Annotated in this window: 26 protein-coding genes; 6 read left to right on the top strand and 20 right to left on the bottom strand. The window is 67.7% G+C overall.

The features are described 5' to 3' along the window. The first annotated feature begins 5 nt into the window (after positions 1-5). Genes recO through nagZ form a run of 4 tightly spaced genes read left to right on the top strand, consistent with a single transcriptional unit; the run spans position 6 to position 3038 of the window. Positions 6-776: a DNA repair protein RecO gene (gene recO, locus ACSFBC_RS07625; protein WP_435509705.1), complete on the top strand. Its 771-nt coding sequence runs from the start codon at positions 6-8 to the stop codon at positions 774-776. Positions 777-782: 6 nt separating this feature from the next. Then, positions 783-1550 carry a pyridoxine 5'-phosphate synthase gene (locus tag ACSFBC_RS07620; RefSeq protein ID WP_435509704.1) on the top strand — a complete coding sequence of 256 codons (768 nt, stop codon included), beginning with the start codon at positions 783-785 and terminating at the stop codon, positions 1548-1550. A 4-nt stretch (positions 1551-1554) separates the two neighbouring features. Continuing rightward, positions 1555-1968 (top strand): holo-ACP synthase, encoded by a 414-nt coding sequence (gene acpS, locus ACSFBC_RS07615; RefSeq protein ID WP_435509703.1) that lies wholly within the window; start codon positions 1555-1557, stop codon positions 1966-1968. Next, positions 1965-3038 carry a beta-N-acetylhexosaminidase gene (gene nagZ, locus ACSFBC_RS07610; protein WP_435509702.1) on the top strand — a complete coding sequence of 358 codons (1074 nt, stop codon included), beginning with the start codon at positions 1965-1967 and terminating at the stop codon, positions 3036-3038. Before acpS ends, nagZ begins: the two co-directional genes overlap by 4 nt. A 7-nt stretch (positions 3039-3045) precedes the next feature. On the opposite strand, the gene ACSFBC_RS07605 is transcribed toward nagZ, so the two are convergent. The 4 genes from ACSFBC_RS07605 to ACSFBC_RS07590 form a co-directional block, all read right to left on the bottom strand. Beyond that, positions 3046-3582, bottom strand: coding sequence for a M48 metallopeptidase family protein (locus tag ACSFBC_RS07605; RefSeq protein WP_435509701.1), 537 nt, complete (start codon positions 3580-3582; stop codon positions 3046-3048). After that, entirely contained in the window at positions 3579-4859 is a 1281-nt protein-coding gene (locus tag ACSFBC_RS07600) for an Hsp70 family protein (RefSeq protein ID WP_435509700.1), read from the bottom strand. Before ACSFBC_RS07600 ends, ACSFBC_RS07605 begins: the two co-directional genes overlap by 4 nt. Then, positions 4856-6376: a lysine--tRNA ligase gene (gene lysS / locus ACSFBC_RS07595; RefSeq protein ID WP_435509699.1), complete on the bottom strand. Its 1521-nt coding sequence runs from the start codon at positions 6374-6376 to the stop codon at positions 4856-4858. The genes ACSFBC_RS07600 and lysS overlap by 4 nt, the downstream gene beginning before the upstream one ends. Positions 6377-6479: 103 nt before the next feature. Beyond that, positions 6480-7130 (bottom strand): LON peptidase substrate-binding domain-containing protein, encoded by a 651-nt coding sequence (locus ACSFBC_RS07590; RefSeq protein WP_435509698.1) that lies wholly within the window; start codon positions 7128-7130, stop codon positions 6480-6482. 141 nt (positions 7131-7271) lie between these two features. Here ACSFBC_RS07590 and ACSFBC_RS07585 point away from each other — a divergent pair, with 141 nt between their 5' ends. Continuing rightward, positions 7272-7826, top strand: a complete 555-nt coding sequence (locus tag ACSFBC_RS07585) for a YggT family protein (RefSeq protein WP_435509697.1) — start codon at positions 7272-7274, stop codon at positions 7824-7826. 320 nt (positions 7827-8146) lie between these two features. On the opposite strand, the gene accD is transcribed toward ACSFBC_RS07585, so the two are convergent. From accD to asd, 7 genes are all read right to left on the bottom strand, one after another. Beyond that, positions 8147-9019, bottom strand: a complete 873-nt coding sequence (gene accD / locus ACSFBC_RS07580) for an acetyl-CoA carboxylase, carboxyltransferase subunit beta (protein ID WP_435509696.1) — start codon at positions 9017-9019, stop codon at positions 8147-8149. Positions 9020-9115: 96 nt separating this feature from the next. Further along, positions 9116-9961: a tryptophan synthase subunit alpha gene (gene trpA / locus ACSFBC_RS07575; protein ID WP_435509695.1), complete on the bottom strand. Its 846-nt coding sequence runs from the start codon at positions 9959-9961 to the stop codon at positions 9116-9118. Beyond that, entirely contained in the window at positions 9958-11211 is a 1254-nt protein-coding gene (gene trpB, locus ACSFBC_RS07570; protein WP_435509694.1) for a tryptophan synthase subunit beta, read from the bottom strand. Before trpB ends, trpA begins: the two co-directional genes overlap by 4 nt. 51 nt (positions 11212-11262) lie before the next feature. Beyond that, entirely contained in the window at positions 11263-11943 is a 681-nt protein-coding gene (locus ACSFBC_RS07565; protein WP_435509693.1) for a phosphoribosylanthranilate isomerase, read from the bottom strand. Further along, positions 11940-12761 carry a tRNA pseudouridine(38-40) synthase TruA gene (truA, locus tag ACSFBC_RS07560; RefSeq protein ID WP_435509692.1) on the bottom strand — a complete coding sequence of 274 codons (822 nt, stop codon included), beginning with the start codon at positions 12759-12761 and terminating at the stop codon, positions 11940-11942. Before truA ends, ACSFBC_RS07565 begins: the two co-directional genes overlap by 4 nt. Before the next feature lie 37 nt (positions 12762-12798). Continuing rightward, on the bottom strand, positions 12799-15435 hold the full coding sequence (locus ACSFBC_RS07555; RefSeq protein WP_435509691.1) for a FimV/HubP family polar landmark protein: 2637 nt from the start codon (positions 15433-15435) through the stop codon (positions 12799-12801). A gap of 167 nt (positions 15436-15602) precedes the next feature. Further along, positions 15603-16760: an aspartate-semialdehyde dehydrogenase gene (gene asd / locus ACSFBC_RS07550; protein WP_435509690.1), complete on the bottom strand. Its 1158-nt coding sequence runs from the start codon at positions 16758-16760 to the stop codon at positions 15603-15605. 276 nt (positions 16761-17036) lie between these two features. On the opposite strand from asd, the gene ACSFBC_RS07545 reads away from it, so the two are divergent. After that, positions 17037-17483 (top strand): SRPBCC family protein, encoded by a 447-nt coding sequence (locus ACSFBC_RS07545; protein WP_435509689.1) that lies wholly within the window; start codon positions 17037-17039, stop codon positions 17481-17483. A 52-nt stretch (positions 17484-17535) separates the two neighbouring features. Here ACSFBC_RS07545 and leuB read toward each other — a convergent pair whose 3' ends face one another. The 9 genes from leuB to sdhA form a co-directional block, all read right to left on the bottom strand. Further along, positions 17536-18603 (bottom strand): 3-isopropylmalate dehydrogenase, encoded by a 1068-nt coding sequence (gene leuB, locus ACSFBC_RS07540; protein WP_435509688.1) that lies wholly within the window; start codon positions 18601-18603, stop codon positions 17536-17538. Between the two features lie 43 nt (positions 18604-18646). Continuing rightward, positions 18647-19303 (bottom strand): 3-isopropylmalate dehydratase small subunit, encoded by a 657-nt coding sequence (leuD, locus tag ACSFBC_RS07535; RefSeq protein WP_435509687.1) that lies wholly within the window; start codon positions 19301-19303, stop codon positions 18647-18649. A 17-nt stretch (positions 19304-19320) separates the two neighbouring features. After that, entirely contained in the window at positions 19321-20742 is a 1422-nt protein-coding gene (gene leuC, locus ACSFBC_RS07530; RefSeq protein WP_435509686.1) for a 3-isopropylmalate dehydratase large subunit, read from the bottom strand. A 47-nt stretch (positions 20743-20789) separates the two neighbouring features. Then, entirely contained in the window at positions 20790-21740 is a 951-nt protein-coding gene (locus ACSFBC_RS07525) for a LysR substrate-binding domain-containing protein (protein WP_435509685.1), read from the bottom strand. Between the two features lie 174 nt (positions 21741-21914). After that, positions 21915-22055 (bottom strand): entericidin A/B family lipoprotein, encoded by a 141-nt coding sequence (locus ACSFBC_RS07520; RefSeq protein ID WP_183025599.1) that lies wholly within the window; start codon positions 22053-22055, stop codon positions 21915-21917. A gap of 156 nt (positions 22056-22211) precedes the next feature. Continuing rightward, the gene (gene gltA, locus ACSFBC_RS07515; protein WP_435509684.1) at positions 22212-23522 is read right to left on the bottom strand and encodes a citrate synthase; all 1311 of its coding nucleotides are present in this window, start codon (positions 23520-23522) and stop codon (positions 22212-22214) included. 59 nt (positions 23523-23581) lie between these two features. Then, positions 23582-23860 carry an FAD assembly factor SdhE gene (locus ACSFBC_RS07510; protein WP_435509683.1) on the bottom strand — a complete coding sequence of 93 codons (279 nt, stop codon included), beginning with the start codon at positions 23858-23860 and terminating at the stop codon, positions 23582-23584. Positions 23861-23885: 25 nt separating this feature from the next. Further along, on the bottom strand, positions 23886-24587 hold the full coding sequence (locus ACSFBC_RS07505; protein ID WP_187108365.1) for a succinate dehydrogenase iron-sulfur subunit: 702 nt from the start codon (positions 24585-24587) through the stop codon (positions 23886-23888). Positions 24588-24621: 34 nt separating this feature from the next. Continuing rightward, positions 24622-26433: a succinate dehydrogenase flavoprotein subunit gene (sdhA, locus tag ACSFBC_RS07500; protein WP_435509682.1), complete on the bottom strand. Its 1812-nt coding sequence runs from the start codon at positions 26431-26433 to the stop codon at positions 24622-24624. Positions 26434-26437 lie beyond the last annotated feature (4 nt).

The raw sequence follows: 26437 nt of genomic DNA, 5'->3' as shown, positions 1-26437 counted from the left end.
CTGACATGGCCACCCAACGCGTCTCCCACGAACCCGCCTACGTGCTGCACCGCTACGACTGGAGCGAGTCGAGCGTAATCCTTGAAGTCTTCACCCGCCACCACGGCCGCGTCGCGATCGTGGCCAAGGGTGCGAAGCGGCCCAGCTCCAACTTCAGGCCGGTGCTGCTGCCGCTGCAGCCGCTGCAGCTCAACTACGGCGGCGACGCCGAGATCCGCACGCTCAAGAGCGCCGAGTGGATGGGCGGCCTGGTGATGCCGACCGGCGAGTCGCTGCTCTCGGGCTACTACGTCAACGAACTCCTGTTGCGCCTGCTGGCCCGCGACGACGCGCACGAAGCGTTGTTCGACGCCTATGCGGGCGTGGTCGAGGTGCTGGCCAGCGACCATGGCGTGGCCCAGGCCGCGACCCAGGCGGCCGCGCTGCGCGCCTTCGAGCTGTTGTTGTTGCGTGGCGTCGGCCTGCTGCCCACGCTCGACACCGAAACCCTGACGCTCGCGCCGCTGGCCGACGATGCGCGCTACGCGCTGGTGCCCGAAGCCGGCCTGCGCGCGTCGGCGCCGGCCGATGCCGCGCTCGCGGGCGCCGACTGGCTGGCGCTGCAGGACGCCCTGGACGATCGCTCGCCTTTCTCGGCCACGCTGCGCTGCGTGGCCATGCTCAGCGCCGGCAGCAACGCGGCCCTGCGCAGCCAACTGCGCACGCTGCTGAACTACCATTGCGGCGTTACCACCCTGCGGACCCGGCAGATGATGCGGGATCTGCAAGCCCTCTGATCGCCCATGACCACGCCTTCCTCCCTCACGGCCCTTTCGGTCAACCTGAACAAGGTTGCGCTGGTGCGCAACACGCGCCACCTGGGCATTCCCAGCGTGCTGCGCGCCGCGACCCTCTGCCTGGAGGCCGGCGCGAAGGGCATCACGGTGCACCCGCGGCCCGACGAGCGCCACATCCGCGCGCACGACGTGCACGATCTCGCGGCGCTGCTGTCGCGCGACTGGCCGCAGATCGAGTTCAACATCGAAGGCAACCCCTTCCACAACCTGATGGATTTCGTGCGCGTCTGCCGGCCCCACCAGGCCACCTTCGTGCCCGACAGCGAGACGCAGTCCACCAGCGACCACGGCTGGAGCTTTCCGCAGGACGCTGAGCGCCTGCGCCCGCTGATCGCCGAAGCGAAGGCGCTGGGCGTGCGCGTGAGCCTGTTCATGGACCCGATCCCCGAGATGATGACCGCGGTCAAGGCCGTGGGCGCCGACCGCGTCGAGCTCTACACCGAGGGCTATGCGGCCTCGCGCGGCTCGGCGAGGGCCGCCGAGGTGCTCGCGCGCTACGCCGAAACCGCGCGCGCGGCCCAGGCCGCGGGGCTGGAGGTCAATGCCGGCCACGACCTGAGCCGTGACAACCTCACGGATTTCCTGCGTGCGGTGCCGGGCGTCAAGGAAGTCTCGATCGGCCATGCCTTCGTCGCCGATGCGCTCGAACTCGGCTACGCCGCGACCACGCGCGACTATCTGCGCTGCATCGACGAGGCGCAGGCCGCGAAGTGAACGCGTGATCTACGGCATCGGCACCGACATCTGCGACGTGCGCCGCGTCGCCGCCACCTTCGAGCGCCAGGGCGAGCGTTTTGCGCGCAAAGTGCTCAGCGACGCCGAATTCGCGGTCTGGCAGGCGCGCAGCGCGCGCTGGCCCAAGCGCGGCCTGAGCTACCTGGCCACGCGCTTCTCGGCCAAGGAAGCCTTCAGCAAGGCCGTCGGCATGGGCATGCGCATGCCGATGAGCTGGCGGCTCTGCGAGATCACCAACGAGCGCAGCGGCAAGCCGGTGATCGTGCTGCACGGCGTGCTCAAGGAATGGTTCGAGGCGCGCGGGCTCACGGCCCACGTGACCGTGACCGACGAAACCGACTACGCGGCCAGCTTCGTGGTGGTCGAGCAGAACCCGAAGACGGACCCGACCCCATGAGTTTCCAGACGACGACCCAGCGGCCCCTCGTGATCGACGTGGCCGGCACCGCGCTCACGCCCGCCGACCGGCGCCGGCTCGCGCACCCGCAGGTCGGCGGCGTGATCCACTTCGCGCGCAATTGGCAGGACCGGGCGCAGATGCAGGCACTCAACGCCGAGATCAAGGCGATCCGGCCCGACATCCTGGTCTGCGTCGACCACGAGGGCGGGCGCGTGCAGCGCTTCCGCACCGACGGCTTCACCCGGCTGCCCTCGATGCGCTCGCTGGGCACGCTGTGGATGGACGATGCGATGCGCGCCGTGCAGGCCGCGACCGCCGCGGGCTTCGTCCTGGCGAGCGAGCTGCGCGCGGTGGGCGTCGACTTCAGCTTCGCACCCGTGCTCGATCTCGACCATGGCGAGAGTTCGGTCATCGGCGACCGCAGCTTCCACCGCGACCCGCGCGTCGCCGCGCTGCTGGCCAAGAGCCTGATGCACGGCCTGCTGCAGGCCGGCATGGCCAACTGCGGCAAGCACTTCCCCGGCCACGGCTTCGTCAAGGCCGATTCGCATGTCGCGATCCCGGTCGACCGGCGCAGCCTCAAGGCGATCCTGGCCGACGACGCGCGCCCGTTTGAATGGCTCGGCGGCACGCTGGCCGCGGTGATGCCGGCCCACGTGATCTATCCCAAGGTCGATGCGCGTCCTGCGGGCTTCTCGGCCCGATGGCTGCAGGCCATCCTGCGTGGCCGGCTCGGCTTCGAGGGCGCGATCTTCAGCGATGACCTCAGCATGGAGGCCGGCCGCTACATCGACGGCCGGCTGCTCAGCTACACCGACGCCGCGCTCGCCGCGCTTGCGGCCGGCTGCGATCTGGCGATGCTCTGCAACCAGAGCGTGGGCGAGGGCGCGCCGCTGGACGAACTGCTGGACGGCTTCAGTGCCGCCGCCAAGGACGGCCGCTGGCAAGGTACTGCGGCCAGCGAGGCCCGGCGTCGCGCCTTGCTGCCCACGTCGACGGCCCTGGGCTGGGAGGCGCTGACCGCGTCCGCTGCCTACCGACGCGCAGTGGCCCTGCTGCCCGTCTGAGCGTTCCTCAGGGCGGGGGGCTGTCCGATGCCGGGTCCGGCTCGGCGTCCCACAGCCGCGAGCCGCCGGTGTCGAGGTGCGTCAGGTAGAGCCGCAGGTCGAACTCGCGCTGGTGGTAGTCCGGGTCCATGTGCGTGCACAGCGCATAGAAGGCTTTGTCATGGTCGCGCTCCTTCATGTGCGCGAGCTCGTGCACCACGATCATCCGCAGCCACTCGAGCGGCACCGCCTTGAACAGGCTGGCCACGCGGATCTCGCGCTTGGATTTGAGCTTGCTGCCCTGCACGCGCGAGACCGTGGTGTGGGTGCCCAGCGCATGGCGGATCACGTGCAGCTTGCTGTCGAACATCACCTTGGCCAGCGGCTCGGCATTGCGCAGGAACTCGGTCTTGAGTCCCGTCACATAGTCGTACAGCGCGCGGTCGGTGCGCACCGTGTGCACCGCCGGATAGCGCTTGCGCAGCATCGGGGCCAGCCCCTGTTCGGCGATCAGCGTGCGCACCTGCGCCTGCAGCGCAGGCGGGTAGTGCGCGAGGTACTTCACGCCGCGTCGGCGGTCTTGCGCGTGGCCCTGGCGGCGTACGCCAGTCCCGCGGCGACGCCGCCGAACAGGTCGCCCTCGACCAGCTTCACGCCGGCGAAGCTGCGCCGCAACGCCTCCTGGAAGGGCCGCAGCGCCGAGGAGCCGCCGGTCAGGTAGATCGCGTCGAGGTCGTGGCTGCGCAGGCCGGCGCGGCGCACGCATTCGTGCGCGCTGGCCACCACCTTGCCCAGCGAATCGGCCAGCTGCTGTTCCATGTCCTGCGGCGTCAGCGACGCGCCCAGGCCGGCTTCGGCGAACGACAGGTCGATGGTCACGGCCTCGTGGCCGATCGAGCTCTGGATCTTGGCCTGCTCGACCTCGCTCGCGATGCGATGGCCGTAGCGCTCTTCCAGCACGGTCATGAGCCGCGCGTGCAGCCGCGGGTCGGCGTAGCTGGTGCGCAGCTCCTGGGCCTGGCGCACCGCCTTGGGCGCGTAGAGCCAGTTGATCAGGTGCCAGGATGAGAGCTCGAAGAAGACCTTGCTCGGCACTTCGCGGCCGCGCGCGTCGTGGTGGCGAAAGCCCAGCAGCGGCATCACGCGCTCGAGGTTCAGGCGCTGGTCGAAGTCGGTGCCGCCGATGTGCACGCCGCTGGTGGCCAGCACGTCGTCGCTGCGCTCGGGCCGCGCGGCACGTTCGGGGCCGAGCCGGACCACGGTGAAGTCGGAGGTGCCGCCGCCGATGTCGACGATCAGGATCACCGATTCCTTGCTCACGCGCTGCTCGTAATCGAAAGCCGCGGCGATGGGCTCGAACTGGAATGCGATCTCGCGGAAGCCCGCAGCGCGCGCGGCCAGGCGCAGGCTGTCCTCGGCCTGGCGGTCGCGCTTGGCATCGTCGTCGACGAAGTGCACCGGCCGGCCGAGCACCACGCGTTCGGGCCGACGGCCCAGCGTCTGTTCGGCGCGCGTGCCCAGTTCGTGCAGGAAGCGCGCGACGATGTCCTGGAAGCTCACCAGCCCGTCGTAGACGGCCGTGGTCTCCTGCATCAGCGAACTGCCGAGCAGGCTCTTGAGCGAACGCATCAGCCGGCCTTCGACGCCGGCCAGGTACATGGCGACGGCGTCGCGGCCGAAATGCGTCGTGCGGTCTTCGGCGTTGTAGAAGAGGGCGGTCGGCATGGTGGTGGCCGTGCCCTCGAGCGGCAGCGCCTCGGCGATGCCGCCATCGATCGCCCAGGCGACCGCGGAGTTGGAGGTGCCGAAATCGATGCCGATGCCGGCGTTCGTCGCGTTCAAACTTCTCTACGGAGTGCGGGGAACAGGATCACGTCGCGGATGCTCGGCGAGTCGGTCAGCAGCATCATGAAGCGGTCGATGCCGATGCCGCAGCCGCCCGTGGGCGGCATGCCGTACTCGAGCGCGCGCACGAAGTCGTGGTCATAGAACATGGCTTCGTCGTCCCCCGAATCCTTGGCCGCGACCTGCGCGTTGAAGCGCGCGGCCTGGTCCTCGGCGTCGTTCAGCTCGCTGAAGCCGTTGCCGAACTCGCGGCCGGTGATGTAGAGCTCGAAGCGCTCGGTGACTTCCGGGCGATCGTCGTTGGCGCGGGCCAGCGGCGAGATCTCGGTCGGGTGCTCCATGATGAAGGTCGGCTGCCAGAGCTTTTCTTCGACCGTTTCCTCGAAGTACAGCACCTGGAGGCTCGCCAGGCTGCGCTGCGAGAGCTTGTTCTTCTCTTCGCCGAGGCCGAGCTTGCGCAGGGCGTTGATCAGCCAGGTGGTGTCGTCGACGTTCTCACCGGCGTCGGTGTGCTTGACGATCGCTTCGCGGATCGTGAGCCGCTCGAAGGGCTGGCTCAGGTCGACGGCCTTGCCCTGGTAGCTCAGCTGCTCGCCGCCAGTGGTCTTCTTCGCGATCGTGCGGATGATCAGCTCGGTGAAGTCCATCAGGTCCTGGTAGTTCCAGTACGCCGCGTAGAACTCCATCATCGTGAACTCGGGGTTGTGCCGCACCGAGATGCCCTCGTTGCGGTAGCTCCGGTTGATCTCGAACACGCGCTCGAAGCCGCCGACGATCAGGCGCTTGAGGTAGAGCTCGGGCGCGATGCGCAGGAACATCTCCTGGTCGAGCGCGTTGTGGTGCGTCTTGAAAGGCTTGGCATTCGCGCCGCCGGGGATCGGGTGCAGCATGGGCGTCTCGACTTCGAGGAAGTCGTTGGCCACCATGAACTCGCGCAGCGCGCTCACGGCCTTGCTGCGAGCCTTGAAGCGGTCGCGTGCCGATTCGTCGGTGATCAGGTCGACATAGCGCTGGCGGTACTTCTGCTCCTGGTCGGCCATGCCGTGGAACTTGTCTGGCAGCGGGCGCAGGCTCTTGGTGAGCAGGCGCAGCTTCGTGACCTTGACCGACAGTTCGCCGGTCTTGGTCTTCATGAGCGTGCCTTCGGCACCGACGATGTCGCCCAGGTCCCAGCGCTTGAAGTCGGCGTAGATCTCCTCGCCCAGCGCGTCGCGCGTCACGTAGAGCTGGATGCGGCCGGTGGCGTCCTGCACCGAGGCGAAGCTGGCCTTGCCCATCACGCGCTTGAGCATCATGCGGCCGGCCACGCTGACCGTCACGGGCTGTGCTTCGAGCGTTTCGGCGTCGACCTCGCCATGCGAGGCGGCCAGGCCCACGGCGCGGTGCGCGGGCTTGAAGTCGTTGGGGAAGGCGACGCCCTGGCCGGCGCGCAGCGCCTTGAGTTTCTCGCGCCGCTCGGCCATCAATTGGTTTTCGTCGATCGCTGGAGCGGGGGAGGTCGTAGGTTCGGTCATGGGCAAGGGTCTGGAGGGCACGAGCGGTGCCGCGCGAAGCCCGTGATTTTAGCCCGCCGTCCCCTGGCGGGCGCCGCGCCGCCTGCCGTCGGCGCCGGGCCGATCAGCCGGCGATGTTGTGGCGCGCCAGCAGGTCGCTCACCAGCTCGAGCCGCATCAGAGGGCTGTCGAGCTCCATCAGCCGCTGCTTGAGCGTGTTCTGCATGGGCAGCAGCTCGGACCACCGGTTGGCGACCCAGCCGCAGTCGTCGAAGCGGTAGGGCGGGGCGATCGGCAGCCGCAGGTCCTCGTCGTGCGCGGCGACGCGCCGCTGTTCCAGCGTGTCGACCAGCCGGCGCAGCGCATCCGCCGCATGCTGCAGGTCGCTCGGGATACCGAGCGCGACGTCGGCGGCCAACGGATCGATTTCGGCGGTCCAGAGGCCGTGTTTCTGCAGTTCGCTGCTGCGCACCTCGAAACGCTGCGTGCCGACGCATTCGATCTCGAACAGCCCGGGCTGCGGGCTGTGCAGGCTGAGGATGGTGGCCAGCGTGCCGACGGTGGAGAAGCGTTCGACGCCCGCGCCGGCCGCGCGCACCTCGGCGCCGGCCGTCAGGCTCACCACGCCGAAGGGCAGGCCCTGCTTGTGGCAGCGGCCGATCAGGTCGAGGTAGCGCACCTCGAAGATGCGCAGCGGCAGGTAGCCGTCGGGAAACAGCACCGACCCGAGCGGGAACAGCGGCAACGGCGAAGGGAGCGTGGCGGAGGGCGGCATGGTGTCGGAAGGACAAGTTCGCGCAAACCGCACCGTAGCAGATGCGCGGGCGCGTGTCAGAGACCCTTGCACTCCTGCGACGAAGCGCCTGGCATGCGGCGCGCATGACTATCATCCCTCTCCTTCCACGCCGCACGCGCCATGCTCTACCAGATCCCCTCTTTCCTGCTCGATGTGATCGTGGGCCTGCTGGGCGGCGCCTGCCTGCTGCGGCTGTACATGCAGTACCACCGCGTGCCCTTCGGCAACCCGCTCGGGCGTTTCGTGTTCGCGGTGAGCGACTGGATCGTGATGCCGCTGCGGCGCATCGTGCCGGCGATCAAGCGCTGGGACGTGGCCAGCGCCGTGGCGGCCTGGCTGCTGGTGACGGTGAAGTTCCTGCTGCTGTTGCTGCTGGTCGGCCAGTTCGGCCGCATCGCGATCCTGCCGCTGGTCTCGCTGATCGGCCTGCTGCAACTGGTGGTGTCGGGCCTGACGGCCCTGCTGCTGGTCTACGCCGTGCTGTCGTGGGTGCCCGGCGCCTCGGCCATGCTGCTGGACCTGGTCTCGCGCCTGGCCGAACCCATCGTGCGCCCACTGCGCCGCGTCATCCCGCTGATCGGCGGCATCGACCTCTCGCCGCTGGCCGCCATCGTGCTGCTGCAGGTCGTGGCCATCGCGCTGGGCAACCTGATGGGTCGGGTGTTTTTGATCTGAGCCTGGAGCTCCGTCCGGCATCGATGCCAGGGACACCGCGGAACCGGCTTTGCCGGGCCGCTGGTGTCGCCCCCGGAGAGGGGGAAGGCGAAGCGACACGCAGTGCGCAAGCCTCGGGGGAGAGCCAAGTTCTACCGCGGAACCGGCTTTGCCGGGCCGCTGGTGTCGCCCCCGGAGAGGGGGAAGGCGAAGCGACACGCAGTGCGCAAGCCTCGGGGGAGAGCCAAGTGCTACCGCGGAACCGGCTTTGCCGGGCCGCTGGTGTCGCCCCCGGGGGGGAAGGCAAAGCGACACGAAGTGCGCGAAGCCCTCGATGGGGGTTAAAGGATCGCGTCTGCCGGCTGGCGCAAAAGCATCGCCAGCGTGCTGGCAATCGTCTTGCGCAGCTCGCGCCGGTCGCTGATGAAGTCGATCGCGCCCTTGGTCTGCAGGAACTCGGCACGCTGGAAGCCTTCGGGCAGTTTCACGCGCACCGTCGACTCGATCACCCGCGGGCCGGCGAAGCCGATCAGCGCCTTGGGTTCGGCGATCACCACGTCGCCCACGAAGGCGAAGCCGGCGCTCACGCCGCCCATGGTCGGGTCGGTCAGCACGCTGATGTAGGGCAGGCCCTTCTTCGCCAGGTGCGTGAGCGCGGAATTGGTCTTGGCCATCTGCATCAGCGACAGCAGGCCTTCCTGCATGCGCGCGCCGCCGGTGGCGGTGAAGCAGATGAAGGGCACCTTCTGCTCGATGGCCGTCTCGACGCCGCGCACGAAGCGCTCGCCGACCACGCTGCCCATGCTGCCGCCCATGAATTCGAATTCGAAGCAGGCCACGACCACGTTGATGCTGTGGACCGAGCCGCCCATGACGATCAGCGCGTCGGTCTCGCCGGTGTTCTCCAGCGCTTCCTTGAGCCGCTCGGGGTACTTGCGGCTGTCCTTGAATTTCAGCGGGTCGACCGGCAGCACTTCCTGGCCGAGTTCATAGCGGCCTTCGGGGTCGAGGAAGGCGTCGAGCCGCGCACGCGCACCGATGCGGTGGTGGTGGGCGCAGCTCGGGCAGACGTTCTGGTTGTGCTCGAGGTCGGTCTTGTAGAGCACGGTCTCGCAGCTCGGGCACTTGATCCAGAGGCCTTCGGGCATCTGGCGGCGCTCGCTTGGGTCGGTCTGGGCGATCTTCGGGGGTAGCAGTTTTTCAAGCCAGCTCATGGGCAATCCTATGTTTTCGCGAGGGGCGGGCCCTTGCGACGATCTGCTCCCCTCTCCCACCATGCGGAAGAGGGGCTGGGGTCGGGCAACGGGCGATTATCTGCCAGCCGCGTTCTTGGGGGTGGCCGCGGGCAGGGCGTCCAGTGCTTCCCGGATGCCGGCCAGGAATTCGCGCACTGCCGGCACCACCTTCTCGCGCGGCTGGCCGTCGATCAGCTGGATGATCCGGGTGCCGATCACGACCGCGTCGGCGGCCGAGCCGACCGCCTGCGCCGTGGCCGCGTCGCGGATGCCGAAGCCCACGCCCACCGGCACGCTCACATGCGCGCGGATGCGCGGGAGCATGCGCCCGACCGCCTCGGTGTCGAGATGGCCGGCGCCGGTCACGCCCTTGAGCGACACGTAGTAGACGTAGCCTGTCGCGATGCGTCCGACCTGCGCCATGCGCTCGTCGGTGCTGGTGGGCGCCAAGAGGAAGATCAGGTCGATGCCGGCGGCGCGCAGGTCGGCCGCGAAATCCTCGCACTCCTCGGGCGGGTAGTCGACCACCAGCAGCCCGTCCACGCCGGCGGCTGCCGCGTCGCGGATGAAGCTGCCTTCGCCGTGCACGCCGTTGTAGCGCTCGACCGGGTTGGCGTAGCCCATCAGCACGACCGGCGTGTGGTCGTTGGTCCGACGGAAGGCCGCGACCATCGCCAGCACCTGCTTCGTGCCCACGCCCAGCGCCAACGCGGCCTCGCCGGCTTTCTGGATCACCGGGCCGTCGGCCATGGGGTCGGAGAAGGGCACGCCCAGCTCGATCACGTCGGCACCGGCCTCGACCATGCCATGCATGAGTTCGGGCGTGATGTCGGCGTAGGGGAAGCCGGCGGTGACATAGGGCACGAGCGCGCGGCGCCCGTCCTTTTGCAGAGCCTCGAAGGCGGCGGCGATGCGGCTCATGCTTTGCCTCCCTTCACGCTCAGGCCGCGCATCGAGGGGCGGTCGTAGAAATCGATGCCCGAGAGATCGGCCACGGTGCCGATGTCCTTGTCGCCGCGGCCGGAGAGGTTCACCAGGATCGACTGGTCGGGACGCATGGTCTTCGCGAGCTTCATCGCGTAGGCCACGGCATGGCTGGATTCGAGCGCGGGAATGATGCCCTCCGTGCGGCACAGGTGGTGGAAGGCTTCGAGCGCCTCGGTGTCGGTGATGCCCACGTACTCGGCACGGCCGATGTCGGCCAGGTAGGCGTGCTCGGGGCCGACGCCCGGGTAGTCGAGGCCGGCGCTGATGCTGTGGGTCTCGGTCACCTGGCCGTCCTCGTTCTGCAGCAGGTAGGTGCGGTTGCCGTGCAGCACGCCCGAGCTCCCGCGCAGGATCGACGCGGAGTGCTTGCCGCTGTCGAGGCCTTCGCCCGCCGCCTCGACGCCGATCAGGCGGGTGTCGGCATAGGGAATGTAAGGGTGGAAGATGCCCATCGCGTTGCTGCCGCCGCCCACGCAGGCGACCACCGCGTCGGGCTGCTGGCCGTCGCCGGGCAGCATCGACGGCATCTGTTCGATGCATTCGGTGCCGATCACGCTCTGGAAGTCGCGCACCATGGTCGGGTAGGGGTGCGGGCCGGCCACGGTGCCGATGATGTAGAAGGTGTTCTCCACGTTCGTGACCCAGTCGCGCATGGCTTCGTTGAGCGCGTCCTTGAGTGTCTTGCTGCCCGATTCCACCGGCACCACCGTGGCGCCCAGCAGGTTCATGCGGTAGACGTTGGGACTCTGGCGCTGCACGTCCTGGCTGCCCATGTAGACCACGCATTCGAGGCCGTAGCGTGCGCAGATCGTCGCGGTCGCCACGCCGTGCTGGCCCGCGCCGGTCTCGGCGATCACGCGCGGCTTGCCCATGCGGCGGGCGAGCATCGCCTGGCCGATCACGTTGTTGATCTTGTGCGCGCCGGTGTGGTTCAGGTCCTCGCGCTTGAGGTAGATCTGCGCGCCGCCGACCTCGCGGCTGGTGCGCGCCGCGTGGTAGATCGGCGAGGGCCGGCCCACGAAGTGCTTGAGCTCGTAGTGGAATTCGGCGAGGAATTCAGGGTCGTCCTTGAAGCGGGCGTAGGCATCGCGCAGTTCGGCGATGGCATGGGTGAGCGTCTCGCTCGCGAAGCTGCCGCCGTAGGGGCCGAAATGGCCGCTGGCATCGGGCTGTTGGTAGGTCATGGAGGTCTCGATTCGATGGGCCGCGCCCGTCGGATCGAGACGGTGCGGCAGTCAGGAGGATGCGAACTCGGCTGCACGCACGGCAGCGACGAAATCGCGGATCTTGGCGGCGTCCTTGATGCCCTTGGCCATCTCGACGCCGGAACTCACGTCAACGGCCAGCGACTTGCATCGCGGCCGGAGCTGGCGAATGCCATCGGCCACGTTTGCAGGTGTGAGTCCACCACTCAAGACGAGGTGAGCGTCGACGGCGGGTGGAAGAAGTGACCAATCGAATGCCTTGCCGCCACCGCCATAACCGTCGACATGGGCGTCGAGCAGGATGGCCTGGGCGTGGGAGAAATCGGAAGCGTATTTTACGAGGTCGAAGCCTGCCCCTGCCAAACCGAGCGGAATACGGGCCGCGCGCATGAAGCGATGGACGCCCCGGCCGCTGGCTGCCAGGCATTGCGCGGGCGACTCGTCGCCGTGGAACTGGGCCATCGCGCCCGGCACGCGGGCCAGGGCCGCCACGGTGCGCTCGGGCGCCTCGTTGACGAACAGCAGCACCGGCGTGACGAAGGGCGGCAGCCGCGATGCGAGCTCGGCGGCCCGTTCGGCGCTCACGGCGCGCGGGCTGGCCGGGTAGAGCACGAAGCCGACGGCGTCGACGCCGGCATTCACGGCCGCGTCGACGTCCTGTTCACGGGTGAGGCCGCAGACCTTGATGCGGATGCGGGTGGCGGAAGTCATGGCGAACGATCATACGCAGCGTCCTCGGCCTGCCAGGTCGACTCGGGCGGCAGGCCCCAGGCCGCGTCGTAGAGCGGGCCGACGAAGTAGAGGCCGTCGGCGGAGAAGGTGGGGGCCGCGACCTTGCGGCTGCGCGCCGCCAGCACCTCGGCGATCCATTCGGGCCGCTCGTCGCCCCGGCCGATGCGCACCAGGCAGCCCATGAGGTTGCGGATCATGTGGTGCAGGAAGGCGTCGGCCTCGAATTCGAAATGCCAGTGGCAGCGCTCCCCGTCGGGCGAGGCGTCGTGCTGCGTGATCGCGATGCGGCGCAGCGTCTTGACCGGCGAACGCGCCTGGCAGGCCGAGGCGCGGAAGGAGCTGAAGTCGTGCTGGCCGATCAGCAGCGCGGCGGCCGCGCGCATCGCCTCGCCGTCCAGCGGGTACATCGACCAGCCGACGCGCCCGGCATCCAGGCTGGGGCGCACCGGCGACTGCGACAGCACGTAGCGGTAGCGGCGGGCGAGCGCGCTGGCGCGGCAGTGGAAGGCGTCGGGCACCGGGTGGGCCCACTGGACCGCGATGTCCGGCGGCAGGTAGCGGTTGGTGCCGCGCACCCAGGAGAAGGGCGTGCGTTCGATGTCGGTGTCGAAGTGCACCACCTGGGTCAGGCCATGTACCCCGGCATCGGTGCGGCCCGCGCACAGCGTGGAAATGGGCCGGTCGGCGAAGCGCGCCAGGGCCGCTTCGAGCTTGTCCTGCACGGTCTGGCCCGACAGCTGGCTCTGCCAGCCCTGGTAGGCCTGGCCGTTGTAGCGGACGCCGAGGGCCAGCCTCACGGGAATCGGCGGGCCGCGGTCGGTGCGGCGCGCGTGCTCAAGCCCACTCGGCGAGCAGCTGCCTCGCCTGTGTCTTCAGGTCGCCGACGCTCTCGGCTTCGACTTCCTCGACCAGGGAGCGCGCGCCTTCGGTGTCGCCCAGCGCCTGCAGCTCGCGCGCCAGCGAGAGTTTGATGGCGTGCGGGTTGTCGGCGCCGTCGTCCAGCGGCTCGAGGCGGCCCGGCTCGGTTTCGTTCGAATCGCGGCCGTTCAGGCCCGACAGCGCGCTCATGTCGAACTCGATGAAACCGGAGTCGTCTTTCGGCTCGGCGCGCAGAGGTGCGGGCCGGGTGTGCTCATCGACCGGCAGCGAAAACGAGAGGCCCGGTGTTTCCAGGGCGGCGGGGGCGGTGTTGAAGTCGGTGTCGAAGTCGCCCGGTGCCTCGTGATCGGACGGCAGCGCCGGCGATGGCGGGTTCGGGGGCTGACCGAAGCGCGCCGGCGCGGGGCTGGGCGGGTGAGGCAGATCGGCCTGGATGGCCGGTTGCTCGGTGATCGGTGCCGTCATCGTGGTCGGATAGGCGTCGGGCGTCTGGAGGTCGAGGTCGAAATCCAGTGGCGCGACCGAAGAGACGAAGGCGGGAGGCGGCGGGACGGTCGCGGGGGGCGGGGGTGGCGTCATTGCGGCAGCGGCCACGGCGATCGCGGCCACCGGCAAGGCGGCTTCGGCCACGGGGCGCACGCCCGCTTCATACAACGGATTGCCTGGGTCCAGTTCCTTGCCCATTTCGACCACGCGGTTCCAGTCGCTGCCGGTACCGCCGGTCAGCTTGTGGACGTCGGCGGCCAACGCTTCGTAGGCGCGCAGGTCGCGGCGCTTGGCGTGGATCTCGAGGAGCTTGAGAGGGATGGCTGCGCGTTCCGGATTGAGGCGCAGCGCTTCGCGCAGGATCTCCTCTGCCTGCAGATCGCGACCGTAGGCCAGGTAGACGTCGGCCTCTGCCACCGGGTCCACATCGCCGGTGTCGAGCTGGCTCGGCGAATACGACAGCGACGACACGACGGAATTGCGGTTCTTGGTGTCGACCGATTCGCCGCCGCTGGCCGCGAAGAAGGAGTCTTTGGGCAGCCGGCTTTCCAGAAACACGCTTTCGCCTGTGTCGCGGCGTCGGCTCTGGGTCAGGCGGTAGGCCAGGAAGGCCAGCAGCAGCAGGATCAGCGCACCGCCACCCAGCATCAGAGGGTTGCTCAGCAGCTCGTCGAGGAAGTTGGTTTCGGAGGGCGGTGCGTTGGCTGGCGCGGGCGTGCGAGGGGCGGACGCCGCGGCCGCAGCGGCCGGCGGTGTCACTGTTCCGGCCGGTGGCACGGTGGCGGCGGCCAGGGCGGCGGATGCCGCGACCGAGGGGAGTGCGCCGGACGCCGCGGACGGCGCCGTCGCGGGCGTGGCGGGCGCTGCCGCGGGTGCAACCGCTGTGGCGGAGGGCGCCGCCGTGGTGCCGGCCGTGGCGGGTGCGGGTGCGGGTGCGGGCGCTCCGGCGCCCTGCAATTTGTTCAGCTCGCTGATGTTCTTGGAGAGCTCTGCCAGCCGGGCGTTGCTTTCCTGCGCCTGGCGCGCTTGCGCCAGCTTGTCGTCGGCGGCACGGGCTTGCGCGATGGTCAGCTTGTCGGGCGAGGCGGCCACTGCATTGCGGTCCTGGACGTTGGCCTGCAGCTTGCCCGTGGCCTGGCGATCGGCGCTCGCGACCTTCGCGTTCGGTGCGTTGTCGGCCAGTCGCCGACGGTAGTCGCCGAAGTCGCGGCTCTGGGCGATCACGGTGCGGCGTGCCTCGGCGGCGGGCGTGGCCGTAGCCTGTGCGGCACTCGGCAGATCGAGCACCGCGCCGGCACGCACGCGGTTCACGTTGCCGTCGATGAAGGCGTTGGGATTGGCGCGCAGCAGGGCCACCAGCATCTGGTCGAGAGACACCTCGGCCGGCTTGTAGGCGCCGGCGATCTTGCTGGCGGTGTCGCCGGTGTGGACCGTGACCTGGCCACTGCTGCCGCCGACGGCCGCCGCAGCGCGTGCCGTGGGGGGCTCGCTCGGCGCGGTGGGGACCGGTGGGGGGGCGGCCACGGCGGCGGTGGCCGGGCGCGGGCGGGCGGGCGGCGCCACGGAGAGCGGCGGCGCGGCGGGCGGCGCGATCTGGGCTGGCGTCGGCGCGATGGCCGTTGCAGCGGCGGGCGGGCGGCTGCTGGGTGGGTCCAGCAGCACGGTGTACTCGCGCGTGATGCGGCCCGAGCCCCAGCTGGCTTCGATCACCAGGTCGATGAAGGGGTCGGAGACCGAGCGGTTGCTGCTGAGGCGCACCACGTAGCGGCCGTCGGCGCGCCGCTGCAGCGTGCTGCGCACTTCCGACAGCGCCGCGTTGTAAGGCACGCCGGCGGTGCGGAAGGCCTCGGGTGACCCGACGTTGACCCGCAGGCCTTCTGCCTCGCTTGCATTGATCTCCGCGACGTCGATCTCCGCGCGCAACGGTTCACCAAGTGCCGACTGCACGGTGATCCGGCCCAGCGACAGGGCTTGCGCATCGAGTGCCGCGCCACCCAGCGCCAGCGCGATCGCCGCGCCGAGCGCGGAAAGCGGTGCCCGACCGGGGAGCCTCCGGGGCGGGCGGGTGGCCAGCACACGGGCCGCAAGCAACGGAGTTCTTGTCATGCTAAGGAGGGCACCGCGGCCCGAAAGTGTAAGAGGACGTTAACACCATCAACAGGCACTGACAAGGCGACAGGCCCGTTCGACCCAGTGCGTACCAACTTCGGTCCCGCGGAGTCGTTGCGATGAAGCAACGTACCCCGATGCATGCCCTCCAGCCCACATCGGCTTCAGGCTTCCAGCAGGATCCGCAGCATGCGGCGCAGCGGTTCCGCAGCACCCCACAGCAACTGGTCGCCGATGGTGAAGGCGCCGACGTACTCGGGGCCCATCGCCAGCTTGCGGATGCGGCCGACCGGGATGTCCATGGTACCGGTGACGGCCACGGGCGTCAGGTCCTTGACGGTCGCTTCGCGGGTGTTCGCTACCACCTTGGCCCAGGCGTTGTCGTTGGCGATCAGCGCCTCGATGTCTGCGAGCGGCACGTTCTTCTTGAGCTTGAAAGTCAGGGCCTGGCTGTGGCAGCGCATCGCGCCGATGCGCACGCAGAAGCCGTCGACCGGCGTCGCCGCGGTGCCGAAGCCCGCGCCCTGGCCCAGGATCTTGTTGGTCTCGGCGCCGCCCTTCCATTCTTCCTTGGACACGCCCCAGTCGGCATCGTCCTGGTGCTTGCCCAGGCCCAGGTCCTTGTCGATCCAGGGGATCAGCGAGCCGCCCAGCGGGGCGCCGAAGTTGGCGGTCTCGGCGGCCGACAGGTTCTGCTGCTTGTGCAGCACCTTGCGGTCGATTTCCAGGATGGCCGACTTGGGGTCGTCGAGCAGCGAACGCACTTCGGCGTTGAGCGTGCCGAACTGGGTCAGCAGTTCGCGCATGTGCTGCGCGCCGCCACCCGAGGCCGCCTGGTAGGTCATGCTGGTCATCCACTCGACCAGACCGGCCTTGTAGAGCGCGCCCACGCCCATCAGCATGCAGCTCACGGTGCAGTTGCCGCCGATCCAGTTCTTGCCGCCCTTGGCGAGCGCGTTCTGGATCACGGGCAGGTTGACCGGGTCGAGCACGATGATCGCGTCGTCGTTCATGCGCAGTGTCGAGGCCGCGTCGATCCAGTGACCGTTCCAGCCGGCTGCACGCAGCTTGGGGAACACCGCGCTGGTGTAGTCGCCGCCTTGTGCCGTGATGACGATGTCGCACTTCTTGAGCGCTTCGATGTCGTGCGCATCCTTGAGCACGGTCTCGTTCCTGGCCATCGCCGGGGCCTTGCCGCCGGTGTTGGACGTCGAGAAGAAGACGGGCTCGATCAGGTCGAAGTCCTTCTCTGCCACCATGCGGTCCATCAGGACCGAACCCACCATGCCGCGCCAGCCGACGAGGCCCACCAACTTGCTCATGTCAACGCCCTTCAAAAGATAAAGATACCCGCGGTCAGCAACGGCTGAGGGGCCCGGCTCGTCAGGCCGGGGGAGGGCGCACGACGAACCAGGCTGGATCAGCCCTTAATGGTCGTGGTTTTGATGATGATTGCGCGCACAGCCACATCGGCCGGGGCGGCGGATGCTAAGTTCGGGGTGAACGGGCGGGCGGCAAACATGGCGGGCATTGTAGCGGATGTGCGGCGGATGGTGTATGAATGGCAACCCATCCAGACCCTGCCAGGAGACCCGCTCATGCCCACCGGTACCGTTCGACTGCATCGCATCCTCAAGACCCGCCCCGAGAAGGTCTACCGCGCCTTTCTCGATGCCGACGCCATGGCCAAGTGGCTGCCGCCCCATGGCTTCGTCTGCAAGGTCCACCACTTCGAGCCGAAGGTGGGTGGCACGTTCCGGATGTCCTTCCAGAACTTCTCGACCGGCAACGGGCATGCCTTCGGTGGCGAGTACCTGGAACTGGTGCCGAACGAGCGCCTGCGCTACACGGACCGCTTCGACGATCCGAATCTGCCGGGCGAACTGCTGGTGACGGTGGTGCTGAAGGCCGTGCTCGGCGGGACCGAGCTGAGCATCGTGCAGGAAGGGATTCCGGAGGTGATTCCGGTGGAGATGTGCTACCTGGGCTGGCAGGAGTCGCTGGCGCAGCTTGCGCAGCTGGTCGAGCCCGAGATCCCGGGCTGAACCGCGGCCCCGCCACACCGCCCTCGGGCCGTGCGGCAGGGCGCGAGGCGGCTTACAGCGCCTTCAGCACCGCATCGCCCATCGCCACCGTGCCCACCTTGGTGGTGCCTTCGCTGTAGATGTCGGGCGTGCGCAGGCCCTGGGCCAGCACCTTCTTCACGGCCGTCTCGATGCGCTGGGCCGCTTCTTCCTGGTTCAGCGAGTAGCGCAGCATCATCGCGGCGCTCAGGATGGTGGCCAGCGGGTTGGCCACGCCCTTGCCCGCGATGTCGGGCGCGCTGCCGTGGCTGGGTTCGTACAGGCCCTGGTTGCTCGAATTGAGCGAGGCCGAGGGCAGCATGCCGATCGAGCCGGTGAGCATGGCTGCCTCGTCCGACAGGATGTCGCCGAACATGTTGCCCGTGACCACCACGTCGAACTTCTTCGGCGCCTTGACCAGCTGCATGGCCGCGTTGTCGACATACATGTGGTCGAGCTCGACGTCGGGATATTCCTTGCCCACTTCCGTCACGATGTCCTTCCAGAACTGGAAGGTCTCGAGCACATTGGCCTTGTCGACGCTGGTCACGCGCTTGCTGCGCTTGCGCGCGGCCTCGAAGGCGACGCGGGCGATGCGTTCGACTTCGGGGCGCGAGTAGCGCATCGTGTCGAAGGCTTCCTCGGCGCCGGGGAAGTGGCCGTCGACGGCGGTGCGGCGGCCGCGCGGCTGGCCGAAGTAGATGTCCCCGGTCAGCTCGCGGATGATCAGGATGTCCAGGCCCGCGATCAGCTCAGGCTTGAGGCTCGAGGCCGCAACCAGCTGCTCGTAGCAGATGGCCGGGCGGAAGTTGGCGAACAGGCCGAGGTTCTTGCGCAGGCCCAGGATCGCCTGTTCGGGGCGGAACTGGCGCTCGAGCGTGTCGTACTTCCAGTCGCCGACGGCGCCGAACAGCACCGCGTCGGATTCCTTGGCCAGCTTGAGCGTGGCTTCGGGCAACGGATGGCCGTGCGCGTCGTAGGCGGTGCCGCCGACGAGGGCCGTTTCCATCTCGAACTTCAGGTCGAGCGCGTTGAGCACCTTGACGGCTTCCGCCACGATTTCGGTGCCGATGCCGTCACCCGGGAGAACTGCGATTTTCATTGGTCGTTGCTTGTGGAATGGTGGAGATGATTGGATGCGATGCTCAGGCGTTGGCCAGCATCGTGTGCGCGAGCCAGGGCTTCTGTGCCAGCCGCTCGGCCTCGAAGGCCTTGATCTTGTCCTTGTGGCGCAGCGTGAGGCCGATGTCGTCGAGGCCGTTGATCAGGCAGTACTTGCGGAAGGCCTGCACATCGAAGGCGAACTCGCCGCCGTCGGGCTTCACGACCACCTGGCGCTCCAGGTCGATGGTCAGCGTGTAGCCGGGAAACGCGAAGACCTCGTCGAACAGCTGCGCCACCTGGGCTTCAGGCAGCACGATCGGCAACAGGCCGTTCTTGAAGCTGTTGTTGAAGAAGATGTCGGCGTAGCTCGGCGCGATGATCGCGCGGAAGCCGTATTGGTCGAGCGCCCACGGTGCGTGCTCGCGCGACGAGCCGCAGCCGAAGTTCTTGCGCGCCAGCAGCACCGACGCGCCCGCATAGCGCGGCTGGTTCAGCACGAAGTCGGGGTTGGGCTTGCGGCTGGCCGGATCCTGGCCCGGGAATCCGGCGTCGAGGTAGCGCCATTCGTCGAACAGGTTCACGCCGAAGCCGGTCTTCTTGATCGACTTGAGGAACTGCTTGGGAATGATCGCGTCGGTGTCGACGTTCTCGCGGTCCATCGGGGCCACGAGGCCTTGGTGCACGGTGAATTTCTGCATGTCGGTCTCTCTGGTGTTCAGGCGAAGGTGCGCACGTCGACGAAGTGCCCGTGCACCGCGGCGGCCGCGGCCATGGCCGGGCTCACGAGGTGGGTGCGGCCACCCGCGCCCTGGCGGCCTTCGAAGTTGCGATTGCTGGTCGAGGCGCAGCGCTCGCCGGGTTCGAGACGGTCGGCGTTCATCGCCAGGCACATCGAGCAGCCGGGTTCGCGCCATTCGAAGCCCGCGGCCTTGAAGATCACGTCCAGGCCTTCGCGCTCGGCCTGTTCCTTCACCACGCCCGAGCCGGGCACGACCATCGCGAGTTTCACGTTCTTCGCGACCTTCTGGCCCAGCTTCTTCACCACGGCCGCGGCTTCGCGCATGTCCTCGATGCGGCTGTTAGTGCACGAGCCGATGAACACCTTGTCGATGAAGATGTCGTTCATGGCCTTGTTCGGCTCCAGGCCCATGTAGACCAGCGCGCGCTCGATGGCGCCGCGTTTGTTGGCGTCCTTTTCCTTGTCGGGATCGGGCACGCGGCCGGTGATCTCGACCACCATCTCGGGCGAAGTGCCCCAGGTCACCTGCGGCGGAATCTGCGCGGCGTCGAGCTCGACCACGGCGTCGAAGCTCGCACCCGGGTCGGACTGCAGCGTGCGCCAGTAGCTCACCGCATGTTCCCATTCCACGCCGGTGGGCGCGAGCGGACGGCCCTTCACGTAGCTGATGGTCTTCTCGTCGACCGCCACCAGCCCGGCGCGCGCGCCGGCTTCGATGGCCATGTTGCAGGCCGTCATGCGGCCTTCCATGCTCAGGTCGCGAATCGCCGAGCCCGCGAATTCGATGGTGTAGCCGGTACCGCCGGCGGTGCCGATCTTGCCGATGATGGCCAGCACGATGTCCTTGGCCGTGCAGCCCAGCGGCAGCTTGCCGTCGACCTTCACCAGCATGTTCCTGGCCTTCTTGCCCAGCAGGGTCTGCGTGGCCATCACGTGCTCGACCTCGCTGGTGCCGATGCCGTGCGCCAGCGCGCCGAAGGCGCCGTGCGTGGAGGTGTGCGAGTCGCCGCAGACCACTGTCATGCCCGGCAGCGTCGCGCCGCTTTCCGGGCCGATCACGTGCACGATGCCCTGGCGCTTGCTCAGGAAGGGGAAGAATGCGGCTGCGCCGAATTCGGCGATGTTGTGGTCGAGCGTGGTGACCTGTTCCTTGCTGGTCGGATCGGCGATGCCTTCGTAGCCACGCTCCCAGCCGGTGGTCGGCGTGTTGTGGTCGGCCGTGGCCACGACCGAGCTGATGCGCCACAGCTTGCGGCCGGCCTCGCGCAGGCCCTCGAAGGCTTGCGGGCTGGTCACTTCGTGCACCAGGTGGCGGTCGATGTAGAGGATCGCGGTGCCGTCGTCCTCGGTGTGGACGACGTGTTCGTCCCAGATCTTGTCGTAGAGCGTGCGTGCCATGGTCGGTCTTCTTTCGTGGGTGATTCTGTGGGTGCGTCGCTGTCGTGTCAGGCCGCGAGCGCGAGGCCTTCGTTGGCCGCGCCCGAGGCCTGCAGGTGCGCGACCAGCGAGCGCGCAGCCACCGGCAGCGTCGAGAAGTCGCGCGCCACCAGCCGGATCTCGCGCCGCGCCCAGGGGTCGCTCAAGGCAACGCTGGTGAGCCGGCGCCCGATGCCGCCGCGCATCAACTCGAAGGCGTGGCCCGGCATCACGCCGATGCCCAGGCCGTTCTCGATCATCCGGCACATCGCGTCGAGTCCGGTCACGTGGATGCGCAGCTTGATGGTGCGACCCGCGCCCAGCGCGGCCTGCCGGGTCGCGACGTAGATCGAGCTGTTGGTGTGCAGGCCGACATGGTCGTATTCCAGCGAGTCGGCGAAAGCGAGTTCGGCCTGTTCGGCCAGCGCATGCCCGATCGGCACGATCAACACCAGCCGATCGTGGCGGTACGACAGGCTCTGGAGTTCGCTCGCGCCGTCGGACAGGTGGCAAATGCCCAGGTCGGCCGCGCCTTCGTGCACCGCGCGCTGGACCTCGGCGCTCAGGTGCTCTTCGAGGTCGATCTTGATCTCTTCATGGTCGCGGCGGAAGGCGCCCAGGTCTTCGGGCAGGAACTGCACGATGGCCGAGATGTTGGCGTGCACGCGCACATGGCCGCGCACACCGTCGGCGTACTCGCTGAGTTCGCCCTGCATCTTCTCGAGGCTGTAGAGCACCGAGCGTGCGTGGTGCAGCAGGCTCTCGCCGGCGGGCGTCAGGTCGACGCCTCGCGTGTGGCGATAGAGCAGCGGCGTGCCCAGGGCCGATTCCAAATCCGACAGGCGCTTGCTGATGGCCGAGGCCGCGATGAACTCGCGCTCTGCCGCACGCCCGATGCTGCCCAACTCGCACACCGCCACGAAGAGCTGGAGCGAGGTCAGGTCGATGCGGCGGGCAAAGGTGCGTTCGGACGCGGTCACGGCGGAGGCATCGTGCGGGAAGATGGTGGACAGCTATTGTCCTATAGGCCGACTTTTGCCGCCATCGTGATCCGCGATGGCCAAGTTGCCTGGAGACGATGAGCCCGGACATGAAAAAAGCGGGCCCTGGGCCCGCTTTCCTCGTCACCCGGCGAACGCCGGGGTGCGTCGCGCTTATTGGCGCTTCTTGGCTGCGTCCTCGAGCTTGTCGCCACCCTTCTGGATGTCCTGGCCTGCGCCCTTGACGGTATTGCAGCCGGCCAGGGGCACGGCGAATGCGAACGTGACGGCGATCAGTGCGGCTAGTTTCTTCATGACAGAACTCCTTGGAGTGTTGAGACAGTTGTTGACGGGATCGAATGTGGAGTCGCCCTCCAGAACTGAAGTTAACAATTGCTCAAATATTTCCTGTAAGCCAAGACGCAAAAAAGCTGCCCGAAGGCAGCTTCTTCGAGGTCGCGAGCGCAGGGCTCAGCGTTGGGCGATGGGCTGCACGTCGCGTGGGGCCGAACCTTCGAACAGCTGGCGCGGGCGGCCGATCTTGTACTCGGGGTCGCCGATCATTTCGTTCAGTTGGGCGATCCAGCCGACGGTACGGGCCAGCGCGAACACCGCGGTGAACAGCGGCACCGGGATGCCGATGGCGCGCTGGACGATGCCCGAGTAGAAGTCGACGTTCGGGTACAGCTTGCGCGACACGAAGTATTCGTCTTCCAGGGCGATCTTCTCGAGCGCCATGGCCAGCTTGAACAGCGGGTCGTTTTCCAGGCCCAGTTCGGCCAGCACTTCCTTGCAGGTTTCCTGCATCAGCTTGGCGCGCGGATCGTAGTTCTTGTAGACACGATGACCGAAGCCCATGAGCTTGACGTTGGAGTTCTTGTCCTTCACCTGCTTGATGAAGTCACCGATCTTCTCCACGCCGCCAGCCTTCTGGATGTCGTACAGCATGTTGAGTGCCGCTTCGTTGGCGCCGCCGTGGGCCGGGCCCCAGAGACAGGCCACGCCGGCCGCGATGGCCGCGAAGGGGTTGGTGCCCGACGAGCCGCACAGGCGCACGGTCGAGGTGGAGGCGTTCTGCTCATGGTCGGCGTGCAGGATGAAGATGCGGTCGAGCGCGCGCTCGAGCACCGGGTTCACCTTGTACTCTTCGCACGGCGTGGCGAACATCATGTGCAGGAAGTTGCCCGCGTAGCTCAGGTCGTTCTTCGGGTACATGTAGGGCTGGCCCACCGTGTACTTGTACGCCATGGCCACCAGCGTGGGCATCTTCGCGATCAGGCGGATCGCGGCGATCTCGCGGTGCTTCGGATTGTTGATGTCCGTGCTGTCGTGATAGAAGGCCGACAGGGCGCCGACCAGGCCGGTCATGATGGCCATCGGATGCGCATCGCGACGGAAACCGCGCAGGAAGAACTGCATCTGCTCGTTGACCATCGTGTGATTGGTCACGAGCTTGGTGAAGTCCTCCTTCTTCGATGCGTCCGGCAGCTCTCCGTACAGCAGCAGATGGCAGGTTTCCAGGAAGTCGCAGTTGGTCGCGAGCTGTTCGATGGGATAGCCGCGGTACAGCAGTTCGCCCTTGTCGCCGTCGATGTAGGTGATCGAGGACTGGCACGCCGCGGTCGACATGAAGCCCGGGTCGTACGTGAACATGCCGGTCTGTGCGTACAGCTTACGGATGTCGATCACGTCGGGACCCACGGTCCCCTTGTACACCGGCAAGTCGACGCTGTTGCCGCCATTGCTGAACGACAGGGTGGCTTTGGTCTCGGAAGCTTTCATTTCGACTTTCTTTCTCAAAAGATGAATGTTCGGGGAAGCATGAACCGTTGGTGCGGCGCTCACGCGCGCAGCAGTCGCAGCAGGTCCACCACGTCGGCGTCGGCCCAGGCCCGATCGGGCTCGGTACGCCGCATGAAGAGATCCATCAGATCGTGATCCGACAGATCCATCAAGGTTTCCATGGCCTGCGCCTGGCGCTCGGTCATGTCAGATTCATGCCGCTCGAAGAAGCGCGCGATGAACAGGTCGTTTTCCAGCAGGCCGCGTCGGCAGCGCCACTTGAGCTTGCTCAAGCGCCGCTCACCGAGCGGGACGTCGAGTGCGTCGACCTGTGTCATGGCGGGCAGGATGTCCAGAAGAAGGTCAGATGGCGCGACGCACCATCAGTTCCTTGATCTTCCCGATGGCCTTGGTGGGGTTCAGGTTCTTCGGGCACACGTCGACGCAGTTCATGATCGTGTGGCAGCGGAACAGGCGGTACGGGTCCTCGAGATTGTCCAGGCGCTCGGCAGTGGCTTCGTCGCGGCTGTCGGCGATGAAGCGATAGGCCTGCAGCAGGCCGGCCGGGCCGACGAACTTGTCGGGGTTCCACCAGAAGCTCGGGCAGCTGGTCGAGCAGCTCGCGCACAGGATGCACTCGTACAGGCCGTCGAGCTCTTCGCGCTCTTCGGGACTCTGCAGGCGTTCTTTCTCGGGCGGCACGTTGTCGTTCTGCAGGTACGGCTTGATCGAGTTGTACTGCTTGAAGAACTGCGTCATGTCCACGATCAGGTCGCGGATCACGGGCAGGCCCGGCAGCGGCTTGAGCACGACCGTGCCCTTGAGCGTGTTCATGTTGGTCAGGCAGGCCAGACCGTTCTTGCCGTTGATGTTCATCGCGTCGGAGCCGCAGACGCCTTCACGGCACGAGCGGCGGAACGACAGCGTCGGGTCCTGTGCCTTGAGCTTCATCAGCGCGTCGAGCAGCATGCGCTCGTGGCCGTCGAGTTCGACCTCGATGGTCTGCATGTACGGCTTCGCGTCCTTGTCCGGGTCGTAGCGGTAGATCTGGAATGTGCGCTTCATCGTGATGACCTTGTGATGTTCTGTTCTTGCACGCTTAGAACGTGCGGACCTTGGGTGGCACCGAGTCGACCGTCAGGGGCTTGAGGCGGACCGGCTTGTACGTGAGGCTGTTGCTCTCGCTGTGCCACAGCGTGTGCTTCATCCAGTTCGCGTCGTCGCGGCCCAGCGGGGCGACCGGGTCGTCGGCCGGGCGCTCGTAGTCTTCGACGGTGTGGGCGCCGCGGCATTCGGTGCGGGCCGCGGCCGACACCATGGTGGCCTGCGCCACTTCGATCAGGTTGTCGACTTCCAGCGCTTCGATGCGGGCGGTGTTGAACACGCGCGACTTGTCCTTGAGCGTGATCGCCTTGACGCGCTCGCGCACGGCGGCGATCTTGACCACGCCTTCGTCCATCGAGGCCTGCTTGCGGAACACGGCCGCATGCTGCTGCATGACGGCACGGATCTCGCCGGCCACGTCCTGCGCGTACTCGCCGCTGGTCGAGGCTTCGAGTTCGTTCAGGCGAGCGAGCGAGCGGTCGGCCGCATCGGCCGGCAGCGGCTTGTGTTCCTTCTGCTTGTCGTTGAACTGGACGATGTGGTTGCCGGCCGCGCGGCCGAACACCAGCAGGTCGAGCAGCGAGTTGGTGCCCAGGCGGTTGGCGCCGTGCACGCTCACGCAGGAGCATTCGCCCACGGCATAGAGACCGTTCACCGCCAGGCTGTTTTCTTCGCCCTTCTGGATCACGACCTGGCCGTTGATGTTGGTCGGGATGCCGCCCATCTGGTAGTGGATGGTGGGCACCACGGGGATCGGTTCCTTCGTGACGTCGACGTTCGCGAAGTTGATGCCGATCTCGTACACCGAGGGCAGGCGCTTGTGGATGGTGTCCGCGCCCAGGTGGTCGAGCTTCATGTGGATGTAGTCCTTGTTGGGACCGCAGCCGCGACCTTCCTTGATTTCCTGGTCCATCGAGCGCGACACGAAGTCGCGCGGTGCCAGGTCCTTCAGCGTGGGCGCATAGCGCTCCATGAAGCGTTCGCCGTTGCTGTTCAGCAGGATGGCGCCTTCGCCGCGGCAGCCTTCGGTCAGCAGCACGCCCGCGCCGGCCACGCCGGTCGGGTGGAACTGCCAGAACTCCATGTCCTGCAGCGGGATGCCCGAACGCGCGGCCATGCCCAGGCCGTCGCCGGTGTTGATGAAGGCGTTGGTGGACGCGCCGAAGATGCGGCCGGCACCGCCGGTGGCCAGCAGCACGGTCTTGGCCTGCAGGATGTGCAGGTCGCCGGTTTCCATTTCGAGCGCGGTCACGCCGACCACGTCGCCTTCGGCGTCGCGGATCAGGTCGAGCGCCATCCATTCGACGAAGAACTGGGTGCGGGCTTCGACGTTCTTTTGATAGAGCGTGTGCAGCATCGCGTGGCCGGTGCGGTCGGCCGCGGCGCAGGCGCGCTGCACGGGCTTCTCGCCGTAGTTGGCCGTGTGGCCGCCGAAGGGACGCTGGTAGATCGTGCCGTCGGGGTTGCGGTCGAAGGGCATGCCGAAGTGCTCGAGCTCGTACACGACCTTCGGGGCTTCACGGCACATGAACTCGATCGCGTCCTGGTCGCCGAGCCAGTCGGAACCCTTGATCGTGTCGTAGAAGTGGTAGTGCCAGTTGTCCTCGCTCATGTTGCCGAGCGATGCGCCCACGCCGCCTTGTGCGGCGACGGTGTGCGAGCGGGTCGGGAACACCTTGGAGAGCACGGCCACGTTGAGGCCGGCGCGTGCGAGCTGCAGCGAGGCGCGCATGCCGGAGCCGCCGGCGCCCACGATGACGACGTCGAACTTGCGCTTGGTGATTTGGTCTTTGGTATAGGCAGTCATCGGA

It is taken from the genome of Variovorax frigidus (assembly GCF_051216515.1).
In the GTDB taxonomy this organism is placed as follows: domain Bacteria; phylum Pseudomonadota; class Gammaproteobacteria; order Burkholderiales; family Burkholderiaceae_C; genus Variovorax.
This window is presented reverse-complemented; position numbering and strand designations above follow the sequence as displayed.

Bases quoted from the DNA above. Each gene is read 5' to 3' on its own strand.
- recO (WP_435509705.1), top strand. From the start codon at position 6: ATGGCCACCCAACGCGTCTCCCACGAACCCGCCTACGTGCTGCACCGC.
- ACSFBC_RS07620 (WP_435509704.1), top strand. From the start codon at position 783: ATGACCACGCCTTCCTCCCTCACGGCCCTTTCGGTCAACCTGAACAAG.
- nagZ (WP_435509702.1), top strand. From the start codon at position 1,965: ATGAGTTTCCAGACGACGACCCAGCGGCCCCTCGTGATCGACGTGGCC.
- lysS (WP_435509699.1), bottom strand. From the start codon at position 6,376: ATGACCGAACCTACGACCTCCCCCGCTCCAGCGATCGACGAAAACCAA.
- ACSFBC_RS07590 (WP_435509698.1), bottom strand. From the start codon at position 7,130: ATGCCGCCCTCCGCCACGCTCCCTTCGCCGTTGCCGCTGTTCCCGCTC.
- ACSFBC_RS07585 (WP_435509697.1), top strand. From the start codon at position 7,272: ATGCTCTACCAGATCCCCTCTTTCCTGCTCGATGTGATCGTGGGCCTG.
- accD (WP_435509696.1), bottom strand. From the start codon at position 9,019: ATGAGCTGGCTTGAAAAACTGCTACCCCCGAAGATCGCCCAGACCGAC.
- trpA (WP_435509695.1), bottom strand. From the start codon at position 9,961: ATGAGCCGCATCGCCGCCGCCTTCGAGGCTCTGCAAAAGGACGGGCGC.
- trpB (WP_435509694.1), bottom strand. From the start codon at position 11,211: ATGACCTACCAACAGCCCGATGCCAGCGGCCATTTCGGCCCCTACGGC.
- ACSFBC_RS07565 (WP_435509693.1), bottom strand. From the start codon at position 11,943: ATGACTTCCGCCACCCGCATCCGCATCAAGGTCTGCGGCCTCACCCGT.
- ACSFBC_RS07555 (WP_435509691.1), bottom strand. From the start codon at position 15,435: ATGACAAGAACTCCGTTGCTTGCGGCCCGTGTGCTGGCCACCCGCCCG.
- asd (WP_435509690.1), bottom strand. From the start codon at position 16,760: ATGAGCAAGTTGGTGGGCCTCGTCGGCTGGCGCGGCATGGTGGGTTCG.
- ACSFBC_RS07545 (WP_435509689.1), top strand. From the start codon at position 17,037: ATGCCCACCGGTACCGTTCGACTGCATCGCATCCTCAAGACCCGCCCC.
- leuB (WP_435509688.1), bottom strand. From the start codon at position 18,603: ATGAAAATCGCAGTTCTCCCGGGTGACGGCATCGGCACCGAAATCGTG.
- leuD (WP_435509687.1), bottom strand. From the start codon at position 19,303: ATGCAGAAATTCACCGTGCACCAAGGCCTCGTGGCCCCGATGGACCGC.
- leuC (WP_435509686.1), bottom strand. From the start codon at position 20,742: ATGGCACGCACGCTCTACGACAAGATCTGGGACGAACACGTCGTCCAC.
- ACSFBC_RS07520 (WP_183025599.1), bottom strand. From the start codon at position 22,055: ATGAAGAAACTAGCCGCACTGATCGCCGTCACGTTCGCATTCGCCGTG.
- gltA (WP_435509684.1), bottom strand. From the start codon at position 23,522: ATGAAAGCTTCCGAGACCAAAGCCACCCTGTCGTTCAGCAATGGCGGC.
- ACSFBC_RS07510 (WP_435509683.1), bottom strand. From the start codon at position 23,860: ATGACACAGGTCGACGCACTCGACGTCCCGCTCGGTGAGCGGCGCTTG.
- ACSFBC_RS07505 (WP_187108365.1), bottom strand. From the start codon at position 24,587: ATGAAGCGCACATTCCAGATCTACCGCTACGACCCGGACAAGGACGCG.
- sdhA (WP_435509682.1), bottom strand. From the start codon at position 26,433: ATGACTGCCTATACCAAAGACCAAATCACCAAGCGCAAGTTCGACGTC.